The sequence below is a fragment of the Neoaquamicrobium sediminum genome (assembly GCF_013240295.1).
In the GTDB taxonomy this organism is placed as follows: Bacteria; Pseudomonadota; Alphaproteobacteria; order Rhizobiales; family Rhizobiaceae; genus Aerobium; species Aerobium sediminum.
This window is the reverse complement of sequence record NZ_JABETK010000001.1, coordinates 1,324,761-1,348,587: the sequence shown is the minus strand read 5'-3', so window position 1 is coordinate 1,348,587 and position 23,827 is coordinate 1,324,761. Positions and strand designations below refer to the sequence as shown.

Sequence of the window (23,827 nt, the reverse complement as noted above, 5' to 3'; positions counted from 1 at the left end):
GCGGCATGACGGCGCTGCGCCACGATGGGCGCTTCGACGAGCCGAATCTCGACGGTACCGCCGGCGATTACATCTCCTTCAATTCGTGGGAATGGCCTCAAGGGGTAGGGCTCTACGGCATCGTGCGCCTGTGGATGCATACGCAGGACCCTGCGCTGCGCTCCATCGTCGAGGACTGGTATTCAAGGCAGATCGAGCGAGGCCTGCCGCCTCTCAACGTCAATACGACCGCGCCTATGCTGGCGTTGTCCGTGCTGTGGCGCGAGACCCGCGACCCGCGATGGGAAGAGCCGCTGGCCGCCTGGGCGGACGAGGTGGTGAGCCGCCTGCCGCGCACGCCGGAAGCGGGTTTCCAGCACGACGTCTCCGACAGGATCAACGATGATGAGCTGTGGGACGACACGCTTTTCATGGTCGCTCTTTTCCTGGCTTCCTATGGCCATGCGGCCGGCAAGCCCCATCTGGTGGTCGAGGCGCAGCGTCAGTTTCTAATCCATGCGCGCTATCTGGCCGACCCGCATAGCGGACTCTGGTTCCACGGCTGGACGTTTGCCGGGCGGCACAATTTCGCCCGCGCGTTGTGGGCGCGGGGTAATGCCTGGATTACGGTCGGCATTCTCGACTTGATCGAACTCGGCGGCATCGACGAGCCCGTCCGCTCCTATTTGCTCGGCGTCCTGACCACCCAGATCGAGGCGCTGCTGAACGTGCAGGCGCCTTCCGGGGCGTGGCGCACCTTGCTGGACGACGCCTCGTCCTACGAGGAGATGTCGGCAACAGCGGGTTTCGGCTATGGCCTGCTCAAGGCGGCGCGACTTGGTCTCGGCCCGCGCGGCTGCGGTGAGGCGGGACTGCGTGCGCTAGGCGCGGTCCTCTCCAACATTGACGACGATGGCGTGCTCGGCAACGTGTCCTATGGCACGCGCATGGGGCATGATCTTCAGTTCTATCGCGACATCCCGATCCAGCCGACGGGCTACGGGCAGGCGCTGGCGATTCTCTGTCTGACGGAGGGTGTCATCCATTACGAAGCAGAGAAAGAAGGCAGGGCGGCATGAACATGCGGGTACTCTACGGCGCCGGTCCCGGTGACATCGATGGCTGGCTGAACGGAGCGGCTGCGTGCCGAATTCCTGATCGAAAATCTGTTTGTTCCGGGCGAGATCGCCTTCGCCTATACCCATGTGGACCGCATGATCGTCGGCGGCGCCGTGCCGCGTGATGCGCCGATTTCCTTCGGCGACGGTGCCGAAGTCGGCACGCCGCTCTTCTTCACCGCCCGCGAAATGGGCATTGCCAATCTCGGCAGCAACGGCGCCGTCACGATCGACGGCAAGCGCTTCGAGGTCGGCAACCGCGACATCGTCTATGTCGGTCGCGGCGCGCAGGAAGTGGTGCTGGAAAGCGCCGATTCGGCGCAGCCTGCATGGTTCTACATGAACTCGGTTCCCGCTGGCGCCGACATCGAGCATCGCCTGATCCGCAAGGAAGAGGCCAAGCCACTGGAACTGGGCGACGAGAAGCGCGCCAACAAGCGGTGCCTGGCAATGTATATCCATCCGGAGGTCGCACCCTCCTGCCTGCTTCTCATGGGCATCACCGACCTCGCGCCCGGCAGCGTCTGGAACACCATGCCCCCGCACCTGCACGAGCGGCGTATGGAAGCCTATCTTTATTTCGACATGGCGTCGGAAGACCGCGTCATCCATCTGATGGGCCGGCCCGACAACACGCGCCATCTCATCGTTGCCAATGGCGACTGCGTGATTTCGCCGGCCTGGTCGATTCACATGGGTAGTGGCACCGGCCCCTATGCGTTCGTTTGGGGCATGACCGGAGAGAACCAGGCCTACAACGACGTCAATCCGGTCCCCGTGGAGACGCTGCGATGAACGCACCGGGGCAAGTCAGAGGCGATTTTGCCCTGCGCCGGCCGCTCGAGGCCGGGTCCCCTGTTGTCTACTGGCAGCTCGGCAATACGGCCGAGCAGCGCTATGACGTGCCCGACCAACCCATGAAGGGGGAGATGGACCCCTTCTTCTTCCTGACCAAGCACAAGAACTTCATCCCGCACGAATATCCCTGCCGCACGCAATTCGCGGCCGAGCGCCGTGGCACACGTCCGCTTCCCGTCGGAGCGTTCGACGCGGCGCGCACCTGGCTTCCGTTCGGTTCGCCGCGTGTCGATCTTTCAGGTTTCTGGTTCCGCCCCACCGTAATCGGCACATGGGCGTGCACGGCGCTTGCGGCTTCCACTCCCGGCCGCGCCCGGCTGCGCCTGCGCACCTGCGGTGGGGCGGTTCTTTTCGTCAACGGAACGGAAATCGGCTGGATGGCGCCCTACGGCCGCAACCTGGAGGCCGAAGCCGATTTCGAGGCCGACCTCGTTGCCGGCGACAACGAGATCCGCATCTGGTTCGACGATCTGGCCGAGCGCGATGCACGCTATTATTTCCAGCTCGACTATCTGCAAGGTCCGGCGGCCGAACAGGCCCTGCCTGTCGCCGTCGAAGGTACGCTCGCCGCGGCCATCGAACATGCGCTGGCAACGATGCATTTCGAGCGCCCCACCTACACGGGTGGCGAGGTGGCGTTGATAACTCCCGCGTCTCTGCCGGTGGCAGCGGACGTCTCGATCACCGTCGAAGGTGACTTCATGTCGATCGAGGAACCGGTGTCGTTCGCGCGCCGCATGGAGGCAGGCGAGACACGGCTGGCCGTCGCCGGGACGGACGAATTGCCCGCAGATTTCCGCCATTTCACCGTCGCGCTTTCCGTCGGCGGGTTCAGCGCGTCACGGGTTTTCGGTGTAGAGATTTGCCATGCAGACCGGCAAGGCGCAGCGCCAGCCGCGCTGTCGGATCGGGTCGACGAGGCGCTGGACGAGGTGGCCGAGCGAGCGGAGGCCGACACGGTTCGGGCGCTCGCGCGCCTTGCGACGGGACGAGACGGGCCCGAAACCGAAGCGATGATCGCGGCAGCCCTGCCCGCGATCGAGGATTGTCACGACTGCGCCGATTTCATTCTCGTACCGCTTCTGTGGTGCCGTCATTCATTTGCCGACCAAATGTCGGACGACCTTCGCGGCCGCATCGATAGCGCCATCCTTGGCTATCGCTACTGGATGGACGAGCCGGGCAACGACGTTCAGTGGTATTTTTCCGAAAACCACGCGCTTCTCTTCCACACGGCAGCCTATCTTGCCGGCCACATGATGCAGTCTGAGCGCTTCGTTCGTTCAGGGCGCACGGGGGTGGAGCAATCGGCGGTCGGTCTTTCGCGCGTGCGTGCCTGGCTCGACCATTTCGAACGGTGGGAAATGGCCGAGTTCAATTCGGCTCCTTATTTCCCCATCGATCTGAAGGGCCTGACGATCCTCTACGCGCTCGCGCCAGATGAGGACGTTCGCCGCCGCGCCGGCGCGGCGATCCTGCGTCTTCTGGAAATCGTCGCGCGCTCGGCGCATCGCGGCGTGCTGACCGGCGCCCAGGGCCGATCTTACGAGCACACGTTGCGCGCCGCGCGTTCGCTGGAACTTTCGGGCATCGCGCGCATGCTGTGGGGCCACGGCAATTACGGCATGCGTTTCCATGCGTTGCCGCAACTGGCGCTCTGCATCCGCGATTATGGTCTGGTCGTTCCGGAGGCCCTTTCTAACATCGCGTGTTTCGAGCGCGAGGGTGCTCAGGAATGGTGTTTTGCGCAGGGTCAGGATCGCATCGCCAAACTCTACCACTACAAGACCAGCGCATGGGCCATGGGCACGGCGGCGGCCTATCGCTGGAACGAGTGGGGCTATCAGGAAACGGTGCTGCATCTGCGGATGGGCGGCAACCCGGACGCCCAGGTCTGGATCAACCATCCTGGGGAGACGATCCATTCCGGTTATGGCCGGCCCTCCTACTGGGGCGGTTCGGGAACCTTGCCGCGTGTACAGCAATATCGTGGCCTCGCCGTGGTGCTTTTCGATTGCGCAGCCGAACAGCCGGATTTCACCCATGCCTGGTTTCCCCAAGCCGCGTTCGACGAGGCGTGGGTGGATGGCGGGCGCGCGCTTGCGCGCGGCGGCGACGGCCTGCTCCAATTGAAAACCGACACTGGGCTGCACATCGTCGAGAGCGGACCGACTGCCGGCAACGAACTGCGCGCGGCCGGCCGCGAGACAGTATGGATCGTGCGGCTGGGAGATGTAGGCAGGCATGGCGCGCTCGAGACCTTCGGAAAACGCTTTTCCACTTTGCAGCTTCGTCGTGAAACCGACGGCCTGCTGCTGGTTGACGATCCGGAGTATGGTGAGGTCCGATTCCATCGGGATGGACGGGTGGGGGCGGAGGGCCGGATCGTCGACCCGGCAGAATGGACTGTTAAGGGAGAAGCCGCCTTCCATGAGGCCGGCGCGCTGCCGGGCGCAGCGATAGACAAGTAAACGCGGATAGGGAGCCGCACCAAAGGAGGAGACTACGATGCAGATCAGAAAGATTGTGCTGGCCCTGACGGCAGGCCTTATGTCGTCGACGGTCGCATTTGCCGGCGACGTGCGCGTCATGTGGTATTCTGACGGCGTGGAAGGCGAGGTCATCCAGGACCTGCTCAACCGCTTTATGGAGCAAAACCCCGACATCAACGTCATCCTGGACAACGTCGCCTATCAGGTGATCCAGGAACAGCTTCCGATCGAGCTGGAAGCGGGTCGTGGCCCCGACATCGCCCGTGTCACCAATATCAAGACGCTGGCCGATCACTGGCTCGACCTGACGCCCTATCTGGCGGACCCCGAATACTGGCGCACCAACCTCGGCGCTCAGTTCGACTGGATGCGGCCGGATGGCTCCGAGATCATCCCGGGCTTCATGACTCAGCTAACCCTGACCGGCGGTTTTGCCAACAAGACGCTGTTCGAGCAGGCGGGCGTCGAGATCCCCGGAGCGGAAGCGACATGGGACGAGTGGGTCGAGGCGGCCGGCAAGGTGCAGGACAGCCAGCAGCTCAACGCGGCCTTCGCAATCGACCGAAGCGGCCACCGCATATCGGCGCCCAACGTGTCCTACGGTGCCAACTATATTGGGCCAGACCGGCTTCCGGCCCCGGTCGATGAAGGCACCAAGACTTTTGCGCGCAAGCTGGTCGAGTGGACCGAAAGCGGCCGCATGAACAAGGACGTCTGGGTGTCCGCTGCCGGTACGACGTACCGGGCGGCAGCCGACGACTTCATCAACGCCCAGATAGCCTACTACTATTCGGGTAGCTGGCAGGTCGCCAACCTGTCGACGAAGATCGGCGATGCGTTCGATTGGGTGGCGACCGGCTCGCCCTGCGGCACGGTTGCCTGCTCCGGCCTGCCCGGTGGTGCCGCGCTCGTCGGGATCAAATACACCAAGAATCCTGAGGAAGTCGGAAAGGTGATGGACTACCTCGCCAGCGAGGACGTCGTGCGCGAGTTCACCGAGCGCACGCTGTTCCTGCCGGCTCACAAGGGCGTCATCGCCGGCGAGATCGACTTCCAGAGCGACGATCCGAACGTCAAGGCGGCGCTGAACGCTTTCGTGAAGGCAACTGGCCAGGTGCATGAAAACGCCAACGCGCTGCCGGCCTGGAAGTGGGGTACGCCGGTCTACGGCGCATTGGTGACACGCATCAGCCAGGCGATGGCGGGCGAACTGTCGATCGACGACGCCTTCACCCGCATCGACGAAGACATCAAGGCGCAGGTCGCCGAAGCGTCGAAATAGCGAGAGCTAGCGTGACGGCGCAAGCCAACACGAGCATCGCACGCAGGGCCGGCGCCATCGTTATGGCGCCGGTGGCCCTGCTTGCGCGTGTCTTCGACCCGCCGTTGCGCGGCCTGCAAAGCTTGGCGGCACCAATGCGATGGCCGCCTTCTTCCTCGCCCCGAACATGCTGATCTTCGGCGTGTTCGTGCTGTTTCCGCTTGCCGTCAATATCGCCTATTCCATGACCGGCGGAAACGCGCTGTTCCTGACCAACCGCGAATTCGTCGGGCTGGACCAGTATGAGCGCCTTTTCGACTGCGGCAACTATCTCGACCGGCAGACCTGTCGCGAAGACCTGTTCTGGACTGCGGTCTGGAACACTTCGGCCTTCGTCGTCCTGCAGGTCTCGCTGATGGTCGGCGTGGCGCTGGTCACCGCGCTGGTGCTCAATCGCGACCTCAAGGCGCGCAGCTTCTGGCGCGCCGTCTTCTTCTTTCCGGTGCTGCTGTCGCCGGTGGTGGTGGGCCTGATCTGGCGCTGGATCCTGCAGCGGCAGGGTCTGCTGAATTTCGGCCTCTACGAACTGGGCTTCGAGCCGGTCAACTGGCTGGTTGAACGCAACTGGGCCTTCGCGGCGGCCGTCGGCGTATCGGTGTGGGCGCATGTGGGCTTCTATGCGCTCATTCTGCTTGCCGGGCTGCAGGCCATCCCCAAGGAACTCTATGAAGCCGCCGAGATGGACGGCACCAAGCCGGGCCGCGTGTTCTGGCGCATCACCCTGCCATTGCTGATGCCGAACCTGCTTGTCGTGCTGGTGCTGACATTGATCCGCGCCGTGCAGATATTCGACGAGGTCTACGTGCTGACGGGCGGCGGGCCGGGAACAAGTACGCTGTTTCTTACCCAATACATTTACGAGGTCGGTTTCGCCTCGCATCTGCGCAATCCCGGCCTGGCTTCCGCCGCCTCGATCCTCATGGGGCTGGTGCTGATCGTGCTGACGTTGTTCCAGCTCGGCATCGTGCGTCGCAACGACAGGCGGGGAGGCAAGTGATGAGCAGGGTCTCGAGCTTCCTTCTCCGCCGGCGGGGCGGCACCCGCTGGGACTGGACCGACGTCTTCACCTGGTTCTGGCTGATCGGCGGCTTCATCCTGATGTTCGGCCCGGCCGCCTGGCTGGTGAACTCCTCCTTCAAGACACCGGCCGCGCTGGCGGAATTTCCACCCACGCTGCTGCCCTATGTCACCGAGCTTATCCAAGTGGAGGGTTACGATAATCCGCTGCCGCTCTACGAAGTGACGGACGAGAACGGCGATGCGCGCGTGCTGGCCGAGGTGCGGCGCATCGGCATCGTCGCGCAGATGGTCGATCCCGCCAATCCGGGAGAGATCATCAAGGTCAATATCCAGGACAGGACACCCAGGCGCACGGTCTCCTTCGCGACCGAAAACTACGTCGAGCCGCTCGTGGCAAACGACTTCCTCCGCTATCTCTGGAATTCGGTGTTCGTGACGGTGATGGCGACGATCATCACGCTGTTGACCAATTCGATGGCGGCCTTTGCCCTGTCGAAATATCAGTTTCGCGGACGCTCGACGGTGATGATGCTGATCGTGGCCACGCTGATGGTGCCGCTCTCCGTCATCATCGTGCCGCTCTATTCGGTCATCTCGGCGATGGGCCTGTTCAACTCGCTCTGGGGCGTCATCTTGCCGACGGTGGCGACGCCGACCGGCGTGTTCATGCTGCGGCAATACATGCTCACCATTCCGGACGAGCTGATCGATGCGGCGCGCATGGACAAGGCCTCAGAATGGCAGATCTACTGGCGCATCGTGCTGCCGCTGACCGCACCGGCGCTGGCGGTGCTCGCCATCTTCTCGGTGGTCTGGCGCTGGAACGATTTCCTTTGGCCGCTGATCGTGCTGTCGCGGCGCGAGCTTTACACGCTGCAGGTCGGCCTCAACACCTATGCGGGCGAACTCAACGTCCAATGGCACTTCATTCTCGCCATGACGGTGGTGACGATGATCCCGGTCGTACTGGTGTTCATCTTCCTGCAGCGCTTTATCACCACCGGCATCGCCGGCGCCGGCCTGAAGTAGGAGGGCTCATGAGCCGTATCACCCTAACCGGCGTATCGAGATCCTTCGGGCAGGTGCAGGTGCTGCACGACATCGATCTCGACATTCGCGACGGCGAACTGGTCGTCTTCGTCGGTCCGTCCGGTTGTGGAAAGTCGACCCTTTTGCGTCTGATCGCCGGGCTCGATCGGCCCACCAAAGGCACCATCGCGATCAACGATGAGGACGTCACCCGTGTGGCGGCGGCCGATCGCGGACTGGCAATGGTGTTCCAGTCCTACGCGCTTTATCCGCATATGAGCGTGCGCCAGAACCTCGCCTTCGGGCTTGAGAACGCCCGTATGCCGCGCGCGGAGATCGATCAGCGCATCGCGGAAGCAGCCCGCATGCTCGAAATCGCTCCCTATCTCGACCGCCGTCCCGGCCAGCTCTCCGGTGGCCAGCGCCAGCGTGTCGCCATCGGCCGCGCCATCGTGCGCAACCCGACCGCATTCTTGCTCGACGAACCGCTGTCCAACCTCGATGCCGAACTGCGCATCTCCACGCGAGCCGAGCTTGCTGCGCTGCATGAGCGTTTGTCGGCGACGATGATCTACGTCACCCACGACCAGACCGAGGCGATGACGCTTGCCGACCGCATCGTTGTCCTGCGCGCAGGCCGCATCGAGCAGGTCGGCACCCCGCTGGAGCTTTATAACCGTCCGGCCAACCTGTTCGTCGCTGGTTTCATCGGCGCGCCGCGCATGAATTTTTTGCCGGCAAAAATAGGCGGCACGAAAGACGGTCGCACGCGGCTAGACCTCGAAGGCGCCGGTTCGCTCGAGGTGGAAGCGGTTGCGGCTTCGGCTGGCGACGAAATAACGCTAGGGCTTCGCCCGCATCAGCTACGGCTGGTGGACGGTGGCGAGGGCATGACGGCCGAAGTGTCGCTGGTCGAGGCCCTGGGCTCCGAGACGGTGGTTCACACGCGCACGGCGGGCGGGCAGAGCCTGCTCGCAGTTCTGTCGGGCCAGCATGACGTCGCGGCGGGGGAAACTGCCCGTTTCGGCCTCGTTTCGGCTGACCTTCATCTTTTTGACAAGGATGGCGTCAGGCTTCAGCCGGCCGCGAACTGATCGGCGAAGAAGGCAAGGGCCGCCGCGCGCATAGCCGGGCTCTCGCGATGCCCTGTTTCTGGTTCGCGGTGCAGGCTCAATCTGTCGGAAGCACCGGCGGCGGCATAGGCAGCACGAGTTTGCACCAGCGCGATGTCAACTGCCGCCGGCGGCGTCAGCGGGTCCTGGTCGCCGATGCAGATTAGTTGCGGGCGGGGCGAAACCAGCCCGGCGATCTCGCCATTGGACGCCTGTCGCAGCAGGCCGGGGATTGTCAGGTAGATGCCGTGCAGGTCGTGCGCTCCGCTCTCGATCAGCGCGCCGAAATCGGCATAGCAGCACAGATGCGCCACGCAGGCGATGCGCGGATCCACGGCGGCTAGCCAGTAGCCGAAGGTCGCGCCCATCGAGATGCCGAATGCGCCGACGCGCCGCGCGTCCACATCTTCGCGGGCGGCCAGCCAGTCGAGCGCGGCCGCCTGCTCGCCAAGCATCTGGCCGGCCAGCGACTTGCCCTGCCACAGCAGCGCTTTCGATAGTGCGCTTTCGGTGACGGTCGCGCGCTCGCCGAAGCACGGCATGTCGATGGCCAGCGTCACGAAACCCATGGCCGCCAGCACCGGGCCGAGCGGTGATTGCAGGGCAGGCCGCCCGTCCAGCAACTCGTTCGAGCCGATGCCGTAGCGCCCGCCATGGGCGTGGAGATAGAGGATGGCTGGCGCGCGCACAGCGTCCAGTGGCCGCGTCACAAGTCCGCGCACCGCTTCACCGGCATGCGTCTCGAATCCGACGCGTTCGACGATATATCCGTCCGCCTCTGATGTCTCCCGCGACACCTCGCGCAATCCATGCCGTCCGATCTCGAACGATCGCCTCAACGTGTCTCTATCAGCCAAGCCAATGCCTCCCGCGTGGTCCTGACGATTCAACCACGCGCGACCGCTGCGGGCGACTGAAAACGTAGGGCCGAACTCACATTGTGAGCTTCTCGATGAGGAAATCCGCGACGGCACGCACGGAAGGCAACTGGCCGCGCCGGTGCGGCATCAGCAGTGTCGTGGTGACGCCCGGCGTACTCCAGCGCGGCAGTACGCGTTCCAGCCGACCTTGCTCGACGCTCTGCCGGCAAAGCTTGGTCGGCAGGCATGCGATGCCGAGACCGGCCGCTGCGGCTTCCAGGAGGATCATCGATTCGTCTGCGAAGAAACGTGCCTGCGGCACGGCCTCCGCCGCCCCGTCATCGCCTTCGAGCTGCCATGAGGGTTGGGAAGGGGCTGTAAGCAGCCCGTCATGTCGGCTGATCTCGTCCGGAGTTCCCGGTCTGCCACGCGCGTCGAGATAGGCAGGCGAAGCGACCAGCCATCCCGGATCGGTCCCGAGCTTCCGCTGCACCAGGCCGGAATCCGGTAATGGCGAAAAATGCGAGCGCAACGCGATGTCGAAGCCTTCCTGCACGATGTCGACAAACCGGTCTGTGGCCGAGGCGAGGACCGTGATCCGCGGGTAGGCCCGCGCTAGACCCGGCAGCACGGGAGCGAGAGAAATCTGCGCCGTCGGCACCGAGGCGGTGATGCGCACGGTTCCGCTCGGCTCGGCCATCCGCCCGCGCACCAGCCCTTCCGCTGTTTCCGCCTCGATCACCATTGCCGCCGCGTGCCGATAGAGGTCTTGCCCGAGTTCGGTCACCGTGAACGAGCGCGAGGTGCGCTGAATGAGCCTGACGCCGAGGCTCCTTTCCAGCTCGCCCACCCGCTTGGACAGCGTCGATTTCGGCAGGCCCAGCGCACGCCCCGCCGCGGCGAAGCTGCCGTGGTCGACGACACGCACAAACAGATGGAGATCGTTGAGATTGAGCATCGGCGTCCACGAATATGCACGGTTGGTCCATGAATAGCGGACTGGCGCTCTATCGTCCACAAAAGCATCTTGCGGACTACGACAATCTTTCAGGAACCGGACGATGTTTGAACCGCATGACGACCATTCGACCGCAACGCCCAATCGGCCAGATCCGAAGCCTGCTGATACTGGACCGGGCCAAGGTCACGGCAGGTCAGGGCACGGGATTTCAGTGCTCGGCCTTGGCGCGATGGGCGCGGCGCTCGCAGAAGCCCTCCTCGGGGCCGGGCGAAGAGTCACGGTTTGGAACCGCTCTGCCGAAAAGGCCGCCCCGTTGGCCGGTCGCGGTGCCGGTATCGCCGGTTCAGCCGCCGAGGCGATTGGCGCAGCACCTTTGGTCGTAATCTGCCTTCTCGACTATGCCGCCGTTCGCGATGTGCTGTCGGGCGCGGTGGATCAACTGGCGGGGCGGACGATCGTCAATCTCACCAACGGCACCCCGCAGGACGCACGCGACATCGCGGCCTGGGTCGAAGATCAAGGCGCGAGCTACATCGACGGCGGCATCATGGCGGTACCGCCGATGATCGGTAGCCGCGACGCATTCATTCTCTACAGCGGCACCGCAGAAGCGTTCGACGACTATCGTCAGACGCTGGAGATTCTGGGGGCTGCGCAGTTTCTTGGTCCGGATGCAGGCCTCGCGCCACTTTACGATCTGGCGCTGCTTTCGGCCATGTACGGCTTGTTCGGAGGCTTCCTCCATGCCACGGCACTCGCAGGCAGCGAAAAGGTCGAAGCGGGGCGGTTCACCGTGATGCTCGTGCCGTGGCTGAATGCAATGACGGGGGTGCTGCCGGACATTGCCCGCCAGATCGATGCGCGGAACTACGTCGCTGCCGACGGTTCCAATCTGGCCATGCAGGCGGTGGCGGTCGAAAACATCATCGCGACGTCGCATGCCCAGGGCGTGGACTCGGGCCTGATCGTGCCGATGCGGGCATTGATGGCCCATCGCATCGCCTGCGGGTTCGGCGGCGACGATATTGCGGGCCTTTACCGCGTGGTCGCCTCGCGCAAGCGCGACGACAATTGTGGCTGACAGCGATCAGGCGGGCCGCGTAACCGCCATGGCGCTTTACATTTCTTCACGAACCCCGGCAACGGCGGAAACAGTCCCGGTCTAGGTTGTCCGTGCCGCCGCTGCCGCGGACACTCAACGGAAGGAACGGACGATGGAACGTGACGAGCACAAGATCGAGATTATCGAACCGGCATCGAAGGGCAGGCGCTTCGCGCGCGGCCTGATGGTCGCGGGCGGCATTGCCGCTGTTGCAGCCGGAGGCATCGGCGTGGCGACTGCCACGGGCGTCGCCGATGGAATGGGTCACTACGTCGTCAAGGCCGGCATGAACCATGGTATGGGCTTCGCCGGTCATGGCTTCGCCCGCGCACTCGATGCGGTCGACGTCACGCCCGAACAGGAAGAAAAGATCTGGGCGATCATCGACGAGGCGCGTGCCGAATTGCGCCCGATGATGCGAGATTTCCGCGGCACGCGCGAAGCCGTGGCCGAACTCATCGGCGCCGCGACGCTTGATCGTGAGGCCGCCGAGACGCTGCGCGCAGAACGCATCGCGATGCTCGACGACGCGTCGCGGAAGATGACCGCCGCACTGATCGAGGCCGCGGAAGTACTGACGCCAGAGCAGCGCGCCAAGCTGATCGCGAATTTTGAGGAGCGCAGGTTCGGCCGCCGGTGGTAGGATCGGCCAGCAAGGCCGAACCGGAGACAGCACCAAGCATGGCGGACGAGATTCTGATCGTCGATGACGACACACGGCTCTCCGCCATGCTGTCCGATTACCTGACCGGCAACGGGTTTTCCGTGCGTTCCGCCCCGACGGCCGGTGCCGGTCTCGCTCAGCTCACGCGCGACCCGCCGGACGCGGTGATCCTCGACGTGATGCTGCCCGATTTCGACGGGTTCGAGACATGCCGGCGCATCCGCGCGGTTTCCGACGTGCCTATCCTGATGCTCACCGCGAAGGGCGACGAGACGGATCGCATCGTCGGGCTGGAACTTGGGGCCGACGATTATTTGCCCAAGCCGTTCAATCCGCGCGAGCTTCTTGCGCGCATCCGGGCGATCCTGCGCCGCCGGACCGGTGCGGTGCCTGCGGGCAAGGTCCTGCGCTTCGGCAGGCTGGAGATCGATCCGGCCTCGCGCATGGCGCGCGTCGACGGGCGCGACTGCGTGATGACCGGTCATCAGTTCGACCTTCTCGTCGTACTCGCCGAAAATGCCGGGCGCACGCTCACCCGCGAGCAGCTCGTGGACCAGTTGAAGGGGCAGGCATTCGATGTCTTCGACCCTCGATCGATGTCCACATTTCGCGCATCCGGGCAGCGATCGAGGACGATCCGAAAAGTCCGCGCCGCATCGTGACCGTCCGTGGCGCCGGTTACGTCTTCGCGCGCAGGCAGGATGACGATGGGTAGGCGGGTCATGCGTCACAGCCTGTTTCTGAAAGTGTACCTGACCTTGCTGGCGAGCCTGGTTGTCCTGGCTCTGGCAAGCGGCATGTTCGTGCATTTCAGTGACGACGAGGACGAGCGCGGCTGGAGCGGGCGGCGCGACGCCGTGTTGGCCGCATTGCTGCCGGCCGAAGCCGACCCGGCAGAAACCCGGATCGTCGTGCGCCGCCTGGGCGAGGCGTTCAAGGCCGACATCGCCCTGTTCGAGAGTGATGGCGACACCATCGCCACGGTTGGAGAACCGTTGGCGTTTCCTCGTGAGCACTCCTGGCAGTCCTATCGCAAAGGCAAGCTCCGTCATTTCGTCACCCGCCTGCCGGACGGTCGAGTGCTTGCGGCGCGGGTCGGCATCCCGTTCGGCCCATCCCGTACCAATGCCCTGGTCTGGCTGGCATTGATCGCAGGTGTCACGGCCATCGCCGCGTGGCCGATCGTGCGGCATCTGACGCGGCGTCTGGAGCGCCTGCGCCATGGTGTCGAGGCGTGGGGCCAGGGCGATCTGGCGCTGCGCGTGCCGGTCAAGGGCAAGGATGAGGTCGCGGCGGTATCCGCCACCTTCAACAGGGCGGCGGAGCGAATCGAAAAGCTGATCGCTGCGCACCGTTCGCTGCTTGCCAATGCCAGCCATGAATTGCGGTCGCCGCTGGCGCGGCTTCGGATGGCGATCGATCTCTACGAGCAGCAGCCGGGAGAAGCGCGCAAGGAAGAGATTGTCCGCAACCTTGCCGAGCTGGACGAACTGGTCGAGGAAATCCTGCTGTCGAGCCGGCTCGATCACAATCAGCCGGTCGACCTGTCGCAAAGCGTCGACCTGCTTGCGCTGGCGGCGGAAGAAGGAGCGCGGAACGGCATCGGCGTGACCGGGGATGCTGCGACGGTCAAAGGCGATCCCCGGCTTCTCGCACGGCTGGTGCGCAACCTCATGCAGAATGCCCAGCGCCACGGCGCTGCGCCGTTCGACGCGCAAGTGCGCAAGGTAGGCGCAACGGTGGAACTCTCGGTGCGAGACCATGGCGAAGGCATCGCCGACGGCGAAGGGGAACGGGTGTTCGAGCCATTCTACCGCCCGACAGGTCGCGCCGAAGCGGCGGGCGGATGGGGTCTCGGTCTGGCTTTGGTGCGGCAGATTGCCGAGCGCCACGGCGCCACCGTCCGCCATGAACGGCCGTCAGGCGGGGGCACCCGTTTCACGGTCTCGTTTCCCGCTGCGGACTAGCAGGTCGCGCTCCCGCGCCGCCTCGAGGATCTGGATGAACCGCGCGGCGGCGTGTTCCAGCGCGCCGCTGTTGTCGATTACACGGCAATCCGCGTCGAGTGTTCCGTATTCGTCGTTGCGACGAATGCGGCTCGCAATTTCCTCGGCTGTCTCACGCCCGCGTGTCGCCAGGCGTGCGGCCAGCACGTCCCTAGAAACGGTGACCAGCACCGGCAACGTGTTCCGGTAACGCCGGCGGATCGCCGCGACCACGCCACGCGAGACGTTGGCCACGACCACGCCGCCGTCGAGGATGGTCTCATCGATGCTCACCGGAATGCCATACGACAGGCCATGCGAGCGCCATGCAAGGGCGAACGCGCCGGCGGCCTCGGCTTCGGCGAAGGAGGCGGTGTCCAGCGTGTCGTGGTCTTCGGCGTCGGGGCTGCTGGGGCGCGTCACGATCCGCCGCGCGAACAGAAAGCCGGGTCGACTGTCGAGATGCTGCCGGGCGCGGGCGATGAGTGAATCCTTGCCGGCACCGCTGGGGCCGATCACCGGAATGAAGACGCCCGAGCCGAGCGGCTCTTCGTTCATGCGACGCGCCTGCCCTCGCGCCAGACACCGCGCACCACCGGCACGCCGCCGTGCCAGCGCACGCGCAGCAGGTCGGCGCGCTTGCCCGGCGCGATCTCGCCGCGGTCGCTCAAGCCAACCGTTTCAGCCGGCCGCCGCGTTACCAGCGCCAGCGCCTTTGGAAGGCTGATTGTTTCGACATCCTCGGCGAGCTTGAAGGCGCCATGCAGTAGGCTTGACGGAACGTAGTCGGAGGAGAGCACGTCGAGCAGCCCCGCCTCGGCGAGGTCGCGCGCGGCGATGTTGCCGGAATGTGATCCGCCGCGAACGATGTTGGGCGCACCCATCAGCACGCTCATGCCGGCCTCATGCGACGCGCGCGGCGGCGTCCAGCGAGGTCGGGAACTCCGCGAGCCTGACGCCGTCATCAAGCGCTTCGCCCACATGGTCGAGCGTGGCGTCGTCATGGCTTGCAAGGGTGACGCCGTTGGCGCGGCAATGCTCGGCGATTGCCTTGCGGTGCGGTGCGGAGAAACGCGCCGACTGCTCCTGGCGCATCGCCACGTACCGCGCGAACGCTTCGTCGCTCAGGCCGCGTTTCGTCTTGTAGTAGAGTTCATACTGGCCCATCGTCTGGAACTGCCGCTGGCCCGGCGCATGGTCCATCAGCGAGGCGAGCCGCACTCGACCCTCGGCGCGGAACGACTCGAAATCGCTCAGCACGTCCGGCGTCGAGACCTCGCAACGCAGGTGGATGAAGTGTTCCGCGCGCAACCGGTCTTCCCGCTGCGCCTGGTCGATGGCGTCTGCAAGCTCCCGCATCTCGCCCTTGGCGAAGCCGTCGGTGCCCTCAGACCCCATGCGCAGGCAATCGAAGACCGTGGTGATGCCCGAGGCGGCGATCTGGGCATCGTGTGCCTGCACCGCCGCAACGGCGTTCCAGCGTACACCCGGGCGCGGCGCGTAGTGCCCTTCGAGATGATCGGTATGCAGTTCCACGAGGCCGGGTACGAGGAAGTCGCCTTCGAAATCTTCGCCAACCTGGCTGTTGCCTGCATCGAACGCCGCGATAACGCCATTCGCGACGTTGAGGTCTCCTTCGATGATCTCGTCGGCAAGGACGATGCGGGCGTTCCGGAAACTCGTTTCGGCAGGCATGTTCAGGCGGTCTTTCTTTGCGTTTCGCTTTCGGCGACGATGTCGAACTGATGGAGGGAGCGCACCACGAACGGGGCCCCAGGCTCCGTCTCCAGGAAGAGCGCGAGCGAGCCTACTTCCAGCGGCTCTTCCAGCACCGGTCCGAAATGCTCTTCGATGGCGCGATGCACGCGTACGGCCTCTGCCTCATCGACGCGGCCGGTCAGCGTCATGTGGAAGCGGAAGTCCTCGAACACGTAGGGATAGCCCCACTGCATGAGGTTCCGCAGTTGCGACGGCGAAAGATGGGTCGCACTGCGCCGTGTCCGTTCGGCTTCGCTCAGCGGAGCGCGGAAACGGTCGAACGCCACCACCACGTCGCGCGCGAGACCGTTCAGCGCCTGACTGGGCGTCTCGGGGACAAGCGCGAAGAAACCGTCGAGCCGGGTGATAACCACGCGCGGCACGCAGAACGCGTCCTGCGCCTCGCAGAAAGCGTCCAGTGCGGCGCGCAGGCCATGCTCCGTCTCGCCATCCGCAAGGGTGAAGGGCGCCAGGATCGTGCCGTGGAAGCCGTAACGCCGCGCTGCCGCCGTATGATAGGCGACCTCGGCCGCCGGCAGCCTGCCGATGGCGCGAGGCGGCGTGCTCTCGCCGGTGAAAGCGGAGCGCCCGAGCCAGCTCGTGGCAAGCACCGTCAGCGGATCACGCTCGGCCGGCGTGTAATAGATCGCATAGCGCATGGTCGCTTCCTGCCCTGTCACACATCGACCCGTGCTTTAGGCGAGTCACGTGACAGGTTGACGACTGTCTGTCGGCTTCAGTGAGATGTCTCGCCGATGAACCGCTCGCGGATCTTCCGCGACAGCCAGTCGATCACGAAGATGCAGACGAGCACGTTGAGAACCACGAAGGCGACCTGATCGAACAGGTTGGCGCGGAAACGCTCGATGATGATCATGCCGATGCCGCCGGCGCCGACGAGGCCGAGGATCGTTGCGCTGCGGGTGCTGGATTCGAAGAAATAAAGCGACTGCGAGATGAACACGGGCAGCACCTGCGGCAGGTAGCCGTAGCGCACCACCTTGATCGGCCCTGCACCGGTGGCGCGAACGCCCTCGACCTGCTTGCGGTCGATGTTCTCGATCGCTTCCGAGTAGAGCTTTGACAGCGTGCCGGTGTCGGAGACGAAGATGGCGAGCACACCGGCCAGCGGTCCGAGCCCCACGGCACGGACGAACACCAGACCCCAGATGAGCTGGTCGACGCCGCGCAGCACATCGAGCATGCGGCGCACCAGGTGGCGAAGCGGGCCGAAGGGCATTGTGTTGCGGGCTGCGAAGAAGCCGATGAACAAGGCTGCAAGGGAAGCAAGCATCGTGCCGAGAAACGCCATAGCGAGCGTCTGCGCGATGCCGGTATAGATGTCGGCGTAGCGCCAGGTCTCCATGTCCTTCCAGGTGAACATGGCCGCGATCAACCGCCAGACCCGGTCCGACGCATAGGCGAATTTCCAGACGTCGAAGTACCAAAGCGAGCCGATGACGTAGCCGATGACGCCGACCCATACGGCCCATTGGACCAGCTTTCCTCGCCACGAGCCGAAAGCCTGCGGGTGCATGCGTCGGACGCTGGCGATCTCGTCCGGGCCGATGCCGGCCAGAGTTGCGGCGGTCATGCGAAATGTTCCTTGCCGATGAAGTGCGTGCGCAGGCGCTCCGACAGGAGGTCGATGAGCGTGACGGTCAGGACGATGAGCAGGAGGACAGCCACGACGCGGTCATCGGAATAGAGGCTGATGACACGATTGAGCTCTGTACCGATGCCGCCCGCGCCGACGAAACCGACGATGGAAGACGCGCGCACGTTGATCTCGAAACGCAGCAGCGTGTAGGAGACGAAGTTCGGCATCACCTGCGGAACGCCGTAGCGCATCTCCTCGAACCAGTTGCCGCCGACGCCGCGAATGCCTTCCACAGGGCGCAGCGAAGCGTTCTCGTTGACTTCGGCGAAGAGCTTGCCGAGTGCGCCTGCGGTGTGGATGGCGATGGCGACCACGCCGGCCAGCGGGCCGATGCCGATGGCGAAGACCAGCACCAGCGCGTAGAGGATTTCCGGCACGCCGCGGCAGATTTCCATGAAGCGCCGCGAAAGCAGGAAGATGACGCTGTTGGGCGCGAGGTTGCGCGCAGCCGGGAAGCACAGCAGGAATGCGGCCGCGGCTCCGATGATCGTCGCAGTCAGCGCCATGAAGATGGTTTCGACGATGAGCTGGATATAGGTCCAGAAATCCGAATACCAGTAGGCGATCGACCCGGGAATCGCGCGCCCGTCGTCGCCGCGCGACAGCAACAGCTTGTCGAGCTCGAGGTTCGGCATGATCGTGCCGAAATATTCGAAGATGCGCGGCAGACCGGACGGAGACGATCCGGGTAGAAGCGCGAAACATAGATCGACGCAGCGAGTGCGGCGAGAAACAGCACCACGAACAGCGCGGTCATCGCGCGCTTGCTGCGCAGCAGTTCGGCACGGTGCCGTTCGAATTCGGCAACCGTGTCGTCGCCGGAATATGTCATGGCGGCCATCTGCTCAGCTCGCCGCCAGGCCGAGTTGCGCGTTCTTCGCCAGGTCGCGCTCGGTCAGGCGCTGCTTGGCGGGCACGCCACCCAGCGAAGTCGAGGTCAGGCCTTCGGCAAACGCGTCGTCGGCTTCGGCACCGTAGATTTCCCGCGCCATCTCCTGCGTCAGCATTTCGGGCGTGCCGTCGAAGACCAGTACGCCATCCTTCAGGCCAATGATGCGGTCGCAATAGGAGCGCGCGGTGTCGAGCGTATGCAGGTTGCAGACGACGGTGATACCGTCCTCGCGGTTGATGGTGCGCAGTGCGTCCATCACCACCTTGGCGTTGAGCGGATCGAGTGAGGCGATGGGCTCGTCGGCAAGCAGGATGCGCGGCTCCTGCACCAGCGCGCGGGCGATCGCCACGCGCTGCATCTGGCCGCCTGAAAGCGTGTCGGCCTGCTGGAGCGCGGTATGCGCCATGCCGAGCCGGTCAAGCGCGCGGATCGCGAAGGCGCGCTCCGAAGCGGTGAAGAGCTGCAGCATCGAGGCGACGAAGCCGTGGTGATAGAGCCGGCCGGTCAAGACGTTGGTCAGCACGTCGAGGCGGCCGACGAGATTGAATTGCTGGAAGACCATGGCGCAGGTCGCGCGCCATTCGAGCAGCGCGCGGCCGCGCAGAGCGGTCACGTCCCGGCCTTCGAAGGTGATGCTGCCGCCGGTCGGCTCGGCCAGCCGGTTAACCATGCGCAACAGCGTTGACTTGCCGGCACCAGAGCGGCCGATCACGCCGACCATCTGGCCCTGCGGGATGGAAAGCGAGACGTCGGAGACCGCGTTGCGGGTCTTGAAGTTCTTGGTGAGTTTCTCGGTCGTCAGCATTGGCGGCTCCGTTCGTCCGGCCTGAATACGAGCCGGCCGCCGTCCAGATGGGCGGCGGCCGGCGATGTCAGGATGATTTAGCGGGAGCCTTCGAGCTCGCGGCGGCGCATCTCGACGACGTTGGTGAAGAACTCGTGATCCACGCGCTTGAAGCCCTGGCCTTCGCCTTGGGACACGTCGACGTAGCACTGGTAGTCGGTCTCGTTCAGCGTCTCCATCCAGGCGATGGCGATGTCCTTGGCTTCCTGCGGCGCGTCCTTGCGCACGACCCACGGGCCGTTGGGGATCAGGTTCGACTGCCAGATGATGCGCAGGTCGGCCATGTCGAGCAGGTCCTTGTCGACCATCGAACGCAGCGCACCGCGGCTGAAGCCTTCGGACTCTTCGCCGACGCCCGAGGTCCAGGTGACGCCGGCGTCGTACTGCCCGTTCAGAACGGCGACGACCGCCTGCTCATGTCCGCCGCCGAAACCGGTCGAGGCGAAATAATCCTCGAGGTTGATTTCCTGCATTTCCAGCTCGGCCTTGGGCACGAGGTAGCCGGAGGTCGAGTTCGGGTCCGCAAAGGCAAGCGTCTTGCCCTTCATGTCGTCGATGCTCTCGATGCCGGAATCGGCGCGCGTGTACATCACCGAATAGTAGCCGTCGGATCCGTCGTTCTCGAGCGCCACGAAGACCGGCTCGACGGCTTCCGGGTTCTGGAGATAGATGCCGGCATAACCCGAGGCGCCGAGCTGGGCGGCATCGAGCTGGCCAGCGAGCAGGCCCTGCATGACGCCGGCATAGTCGGACGCCGGATAGAGTTCGACCGGCACGCCGAGCTTTTCGCCGAGCTGCTCGACCATGCATTCGTTCTTGCGCAGGCGGTCGGCTTCGTTTTCGCCACCGAGAAGGCCGACGCGGAAAGCGGGAAGGTCGGACTTCCAGTCCTGGGCGATCGCCGGTGTCGCGAGCGCGGAGGCGAGAATAGCAGCGGCTGCCGTGGTGCGGGTGAGAAGGGTAAACATGTCGGGCTCCAGACGCTTTGGAGGGTGAACTTTTCAAGCGCGGTCCGGACTTCTTCCGGCCTGCTGGCCCTGTCCCCTAATGGTCTTTCGCGACAGCTCGATTACGCTTTTTCTGCGCTTTTGTGACGGTTCACAGTTTGGTCGCGCCCCGGTGCCCGCAATGCGTGCAAATGCCTAGCCGGCATGCTTTTCCAGGAAGGCTTCTGCTGACAGCGCGCGGAAATCTTCGAGCGTCGCCCGCAGGCGCTCGTGATCCCAGTCCCACCAGGCGAGCGCGCGGAACCGCTCGGCAATGGCGTCGGGAAAGCGCGCGCGGATCGGCCGCGCGGGCACCCCGCCAACGATGGTATAGGGCGCGACGTCTTTCGAGACGACCGCGCCGGCACCGATCACCGCCCCGTCGCCGACCGTCACTCCCGGCAGGACGGTCGAACCGTGGCCGAGCCAGGTGTCGTGCCCGATCGTCACTGCATTCGCCCGCCGCCACGCAAAGAACTCGTCCTCATGGGCGGCATCAGGCCAGTAGTCCGAGGCCCGATAGGTGAAGTGGTGCAGCGTTGGACGCCATGTCGGGTGGTTTGTGGCGTTGATGCGCACGGCTGCCGCGATGTTGGAAAACTTGCCGATCGTCGCGCACCAGATGCCGCAATCCTGCATGACGTAGGAGTAGTCACCGAGCGTCGATTCATGCATGCGGCTGCGGTCGGCGATCTCCGTGTAGCGGCCGAGCATGCTTTGCGTCACCTCTGCGCTTGGGTGCACGAGGGGCGTTTCCGAAAGTCTGGTCACGACACGCGCCTGTTCATCGCAAACTGGGTCACGTCGATGATGCGGTCCGCAACCGCTTCACGCACGCCTGCATCGTGAAAGATGCCGAGCAATGCCACGCCACCCTGCTTCTTCTCCGCGATCAGCGCGATGACCACCTCGCGATTCTTCGCGTCGAGCGAAGCCGTGGGCTCGTCAAGCAGAAGCACCGGATGGTCTGTGATGAAGCCGCGCGCGATGTTGACCCGCTGCTGCTCGCCGCCGGAAAAGGTCGCCGGCGGCAGCGACCACAGCTTTTCGGGCAGGTTCAGGCGCGACAGCAGGCCGGCCGCCTTGTCGCGGGCCTTGGCCGCCGCCACGCCGCGCGCGGTCAACGGCTCGGCGACGATGTCGAGTGCCGCAAGGCGCGGCAGGGTCCGCAGGAACTGGCTGACATAGCCGATCGTATGGCGTCGAACGCCTAGCACCGTGCGGGGCGCGGCAGCGGCGACGTCGACCAGCCGCCCCTGATGCTGGACGATGATCTGGCCCGTGTCGACCGAGTAGTTGCCGTAGAGCATCTTGAGGATGGAGCTCTTGCCGGCGCCGGACGGCCCGCCGAGCACCGCGCATTCGCCGGCTCGCAGCGCGAAGGAAACGCCTTCCACGACCGGCAGCTCAATGCCGTCGCGCAGATGCATGGTGAAGGTCTTGGCGAGTTCGGAAACAACCAGAGGTGTCGGCATCGTCACACCTGTAGGATCGAGGAAACGAGAAGCTGGGTGTATGGCGCGTGCGGATCGTCCAACACGCGGTCGGTCAGCCCGTGCTCGATGACGCGGCCGTCCTTCATCACCATCATCCGGTGGGAAAGCAGCCGGGCGACGGCGAGGTCGTGCGTAACCACGATCGCTGACAGGCCGAGGTCTGCGACCAGCCCGCGCAGAAGGTCGAGCAGGCGAGCTTGCACGGACACGTCGAGGCCGCCGGTCGGCTCGTCCATGAAGACCAGGCGCGGATGTGTGACGAGGTTGCGGGCGATCTGCAGGCGCTGGCGCATGCCGCCGGAGAAGGCGCGCGGCTCGTCGTCGACACGGTCGGCGGCGATCTCTACCCGGCCCAGCCAGTCGGTGGCGGTGCTGCGGATGCTGCCGTAGTTGCGTTCGCCGACGGCCATCAGCCGTTCGCCGACATTGGCGCCGGCCGAGACCGTCATGCGCAGGCCGTCTGCCGGGTTCTGGTGGACGAAACCCCAGTCGGTTCGCATCAGGAAACGGCGTTCCGCCTCGCTGAGGCGGTAGATGTCGCGCATCTCGCCGTCGCGCATGCGATAGGAGACATTGCCTGATGACGGGATCAGTCGCGTTGCGAGGCAGTTGAGCAGTGTCGTCTTGCCCGAGCCGGATTCGCCGACGACGGCCAGCACCTCGCCGGGCCACAGCTCGAACGAGATGTCCTCGCAACCCACCCGCGCGCCATAGAATTTCGAAAGGCCTGAAACGCGCAGAAGCGGTTCGTCGTCGTTGATTTCATTGGTCATCGCGCCGCTCCTCGCAATGGTCGGTATCCGAGCAGACGAACATCCGCCCGCCCTGGTCGTCGAGGATCACCTCGTCGAGATAGACACCCTTGGCGCCGCACAGCGCGCAGGGTTCGGTGAAGCTCTGGATTTCGAAGGGATGGTCCTCGAAGTCGAGACTGACGACGTCGGTGAACGGCGGCAGCGCGTAGATGCGCTTCTCGCGGCCGGCACCGAAAAAGCTGCAGCGCCGGTGACATGTGCATCTTGGGATTGTCGAACTTCGGCGTCGGCGAAGGATCCATCACATAGCGCCCCTCGACCTTCACCGGATAGGCATAGGAGGTGGCGATGCGGCCATGCCTTGCGATATCCTCGTAAAGCTTGACATGCATCAGCCCGTATTCCTCGAGCGCGTGCATTTTTCGCGTCTCCGTCTCGCGCGGCTCGAGGAAGCGCAGCGGCTCGGGAATGGGCACCTGATAGACGAGGATCTGTCCCGCCTTGAGCGGCTTTTCAGGGATGCGATGCCGCGTCTGGATAATCGTGGCATCCGCCGTGCGCGTGGTGACGGCGACATTCGCGACCTTCTGGAAGAAGGCGCGGATCGAGACAGCATTGGTTGTGTCGTCCGCGCCCTGGTCGATCACCTTGAGCACGTCGTCCGGACCGATGATCGAGGCGGTCACCTGCACACCGCCGGTTCCCCACCCATAAGGCATGGGCATCTCGCGCGACGCGAACGGCACCTGATAGCCGGGAATGGCGATCGCCTTGAGGATCGCACGCCGGATCATCCGCTTTGTCTGTTCGTCCAGATAGGCGAAGTTGTAGGCGGCGATACTGGCGGCGGCAGCCGGTGCAACGCTAGGCGGCATGAGGCGTTTCCTTCACTGAAAGGAGGCTCTTATGGATCTGTTGCTGATACCGGCCATCGC

General features: G+C 64.7%; 22 protein-coding genes and 3 pseudogenes. 12 read left to right on the top strand and 13 right to left on the bottom strand.

The window, feature by feature from the left end; all coding sequences use genetic code 11:
* Nucleotides 1-5 precede the first annotated feature (5 nt).
* From bglB to HK436_RS06430, 7 genes and pseudogenes are all read left to right on the top strand, one after another.
* Nucleotides 6-1,058 (top strand): beta-galactosidase BglB, encoded by a 1,053-nt coding sequence (gene bglB / locus HK436_RS06460; protein WP_244648815.1) that lies wholly within the window; start codon nt 6-8, stop codon nt 1,056-1,058.
* Between the two features lie 60 nt (nt 1,059-1,118).
* Nucleotides 1,119-1,892, top strand: coding sequence for a 5-dehydro-4-deoxy-D-glucuronate isomerase (kduI, locus tag HK436_RS06455; RefSeq protein WP_312860571.1), 774 nt, complete (start codon nt 1,119-1,121; stop codon nt 1,890-1,892).
* Entirely contained in the window at nt 1,889-4,426 is a 2,538-nt protein-coding gene (locus HK436_RS06450; protein ID WP_173188205.1) for a hypothetical protein, read from the top strand. Before kduI ends, HK436_RS06450 begins: the two co-directional genes overlap by 4 nt.
* A gap of 37 nt (nt 4,427-4,463) precedes the next feature.
* The gene (locus HK436_RS06445; RefSeq protein ID WP_173188203.1) at nt 4,464-5,729 is read left to right on the top strand and encodes an ABC transporter substrate-binding protein; all 1,266 of its coding nucleotides are present in this window, start codon (nt 4,464-4,466) and stop codon (nt 5,727-5,729) included.
* 62 nt (nt 5,730-5,791) lie between these two features.
* A pseudogene (locus HK436_RS06440) lies at nt 5,792-6,765 on the top strand (carbohydrate ABC transporter permease).
* Nucleotides 6,765-7,817: a carbohydrate ABC transporter permease gene (locus HK436_RS06435; protein ID WP_173188199.1), complete on the top strand. Its 1,053-nt coding sequence runs from the start codon at nt 6,765-6,767 to the stop codon at nt 7,815-7,817. Before HK436_RS06440 ends, HK436_RS06435 begins: the two are co-directional and overlap by 1 nt.
* 8 nt (nt 7,818-7,825) lie before the next feature.
* Nucleotides 7,826-8,911: an ABC transporter ATP-binding protein gene (locus HK436_RS06430; RefSeq protein ID WP_173188197.1), complete on the top strand. Its 1,086-nt coding sequence runs from the start codon at nt 7,826-7,828 to the stop codon at nt 8,909-8,911.
* Here HK436_RS06430 and HK436_RS06425 read toward each other — a convergent pair.
* Nucleotides 8,893-9,786 carry an alpha/beta hydrolase family protein gene (locus HK436_RS06425; RefSeq protein ID WP_244648573.1) on the bottom strand — a complete coding sequence of 298 codons (894 nt, stop codon included), beginning with the start codon at nt 9,784-9,786 and terminating at the stop codon, nt 8,893-8,895. The two genes, HK436_RS06430 and HK436_RS06425, sit on opposite strands and share 19 nt — an antisense overlap.
* A gap of 76 nt (nt 9,787-9,862) precedes the next feature.
* Entirely contained in the window at nt 9,863-10,747 is an 885-nt protein-coding gene (locus HK436_RS06420; RefSeq protein WP_173188195.1) for a LysR substrate-binding domain-containing protein, read from the bottom strand.
* A 103-nt stretch (nt 10,748-10,850) separates the two neighbouring features.
* Here HK436_RS06420 and HK436_RS06415 point away from each other — a divergent pair, with 103 nt between their 5' ends.
* The 5 genes from HK436_RS06415 (at nt 10,851) to HK436_RS06400 (ending at nt 14,483) form a co-directional block, all read left to right on the top strand.
* Nucleotides 10,851-11,831: an NAD(P)-dependent oxidoreductase gene (locus HK436_RS06415; RefSeq protein ID WP_173188193.1), complete on the top strand. Its 981-nt coding sequence runs from the start codon at nt 10,851-10,853 to the stop codon at nt 11,829-11,831.
* A 133-nt stretch (nt 11,832-11,964) separates the two neighbouring features.
* Nucleotides 11,965-12,495 carry a Spy/CpxP family protein refolding chaperone gene (locus HK436_RS06410; RefSeq protein ID WP_173188192.1) on the top strand — a complete coding sequence of 177 codons (531 nt, stop codon included), beginning with the start codon at nt 11,965-11,967 and terminating at the stop codon, nt 12,493-12,495.
* Between the two features lie 38 nt (nt 12,496-12,533).
* Entirely contained in the window at nt 12,534-13,178 is a 645-nt protein-coding gene (locus HK436_RS06405) for a response regulator transcription factor (protein ID WP_512770953.1), read from the top strand.
* Nucleotides 13,142-13,231, top strand: a complete 90-nt coding sequence (locus HK436_RS34095) for a hypothetical protein (protein ID WP_512770954.1) — start codon at nt 13,142-13,144, stop codon at nt 13,229-13,231. Before HK436_RS06405 ends, HK436_RS34095 begins: the two co-directional genes overlap by 37 nt.
* 7 nt (nt 13,232-13,238) lie before the next feature.
* Nucleotides 13,239-14,483, top strand: coding sequence for a sensor histidine kinase (locus tag HK436_RS06400; protein ID WP_173189987.1), 1,245 nt, complete (start codon nt 13,239-13,241; stop codon nt 14,481-14,483).
* Here HK436_RS06400 and phnN read toward each other — a convergent pair.
* The 11 genes and pseudogenes from phnN to HK436_RS06345 form a co-directional block, all read right to left on the bottom strand.
* Entirely contained in the window at nt 14,436-15,059 is a 624-nt protein-coding gene (gene phnN / locus HK436_RS06395; RefSeq protein ID WP_173188190.1) for a phosphonate metabolism protein/1,5-bisphosphokinase (PRPP-forming) PhnN, read from the bottom strand. The two genes, HK436_RS06400 and phnN, sit on opposite strands and share 48 nt — an antisense overlap.
* A pseudogene (locus tag HK436_RS06390) lies at nt 15,056-16,196 on the bottom strand (alpha-D-ribose 1-methylphosphonate 5-triphosphate diphosphatase). Before HK436_RS06390 ends, phnN begins: the two are co-directional and overlap by 4 nt.
* A gap of 2 nt (nt 16,197-16,198) precedes the next feature.
* A complete protein-coding gene (locus tag HK436_RS06385) occupies nt 16,199-16,918 on the bottom strand; it encodes a DUF1045 domain-containing protein (protein WP_173188188.1) in 720 nt (239 codons plus the stop codon).
* Between the two features lie 77 nt (nt 16,919-16,995).
* The gene (gene phnE, locus HK436_RS06380; RefSeq protein ID WP_173188186.1) at nt 16,996-17,853 is read right to left on the bottom strand and encodes a phosphonate ABC transporter, permease protein PhnE; all 858 of its coding nucleotides are present in this window, start codon (nt 17,851-17,853) and stop codon (nt 16,996-16,998) included.
* Nucleotides 17,850-18,554, bottom strand: coding sequence for a phosphonate ABC transporter, permease protein PhnE (gene phnE / locus HK436_RS06375; protein ID WP_173188184.1), 705 nt, complete (start codon nt 18,552-18,554; stop codon nt 17,850-17,852). Before phnE (HK436_RS06375) ends, phnE (HK436_RS06380) begins: the two co-directional genes overlap by 4 nt.
* 210 nt (nt 18,555-18,764) lie before the next feature.
* A complete protein-coding gene (phnC, locus tag HK436_RS06370; RefSeq protein ID WP_173188182.1) occupies nt 18,765-19,616 on the bottom strand; it encodes a phosphonate ABC transporter ATP-binding protein in 852 nt (283 codons plus the stop codon).
* Nucleotides 19,617-19,693: 77 nt separating this feature from the next.
* Entirely contained in the window at nt 19,694-20,623 is a 930-nt protein-coding gene (gene phnD / locus HK436_RS06365) for a phosphonate ABC transporter substrate-binding protein (RefSeq protein ID WP_173188181.1), read from the bottom strand.
* Nucleotides 20,624-20,797: 174 nt separating this feature from the next.
* Complete coding sequence (locus HK436_RS06360) at nt 20,798-21,412, bottom strand: DapH/DapD/GlmU-related protein (protein ID WP_173188180.1); 615 nt, start codon at nt 21,410-21,412, stop codon at nt 20,798-20,800.
* A complete protein-coding gene (gene phnL, locus HK436_RS06355; protein WP_173188179.1) occupies nt 21,409-22,116 on the bottom strand; it encodes a phosphonate C-P lyase system protein PhnL in 708 nt (235 codons plus the stop codon). The genes HK436_RS06360 and phnL overlap by 4 nt, the downstream gene beginning before the upstream one ends.
* 2 nt (nt 22,117-22,118) lie before the next feature.
* The gene (gene phnK, locus HK436_RS06350) at nt 22,119-22,910 is read right to left on the bottom strand and encodes a phosphonate C-P lyase system protein PhnK (RefSeq protein WP_173188178.1); all 792 of its coding nucleotides are present in this window, start codon (nt 22,908-22,910) and stop codon (nt 22,119-22,121) included.
* A pseudogene (locus HK436_RS06345) lies at nt 22,900-23,671 on the bottom strand (alpha-D-ribose 1-methylphosphonate 5-phosphate C-P-lyase PhnJ). Before HK436_RS06345 ends, phnK begins: the two are co-directional and overlap by 11 nt.
* Nucleotides 23,672-23,827 lie beyond the last annotated feature (156 nt).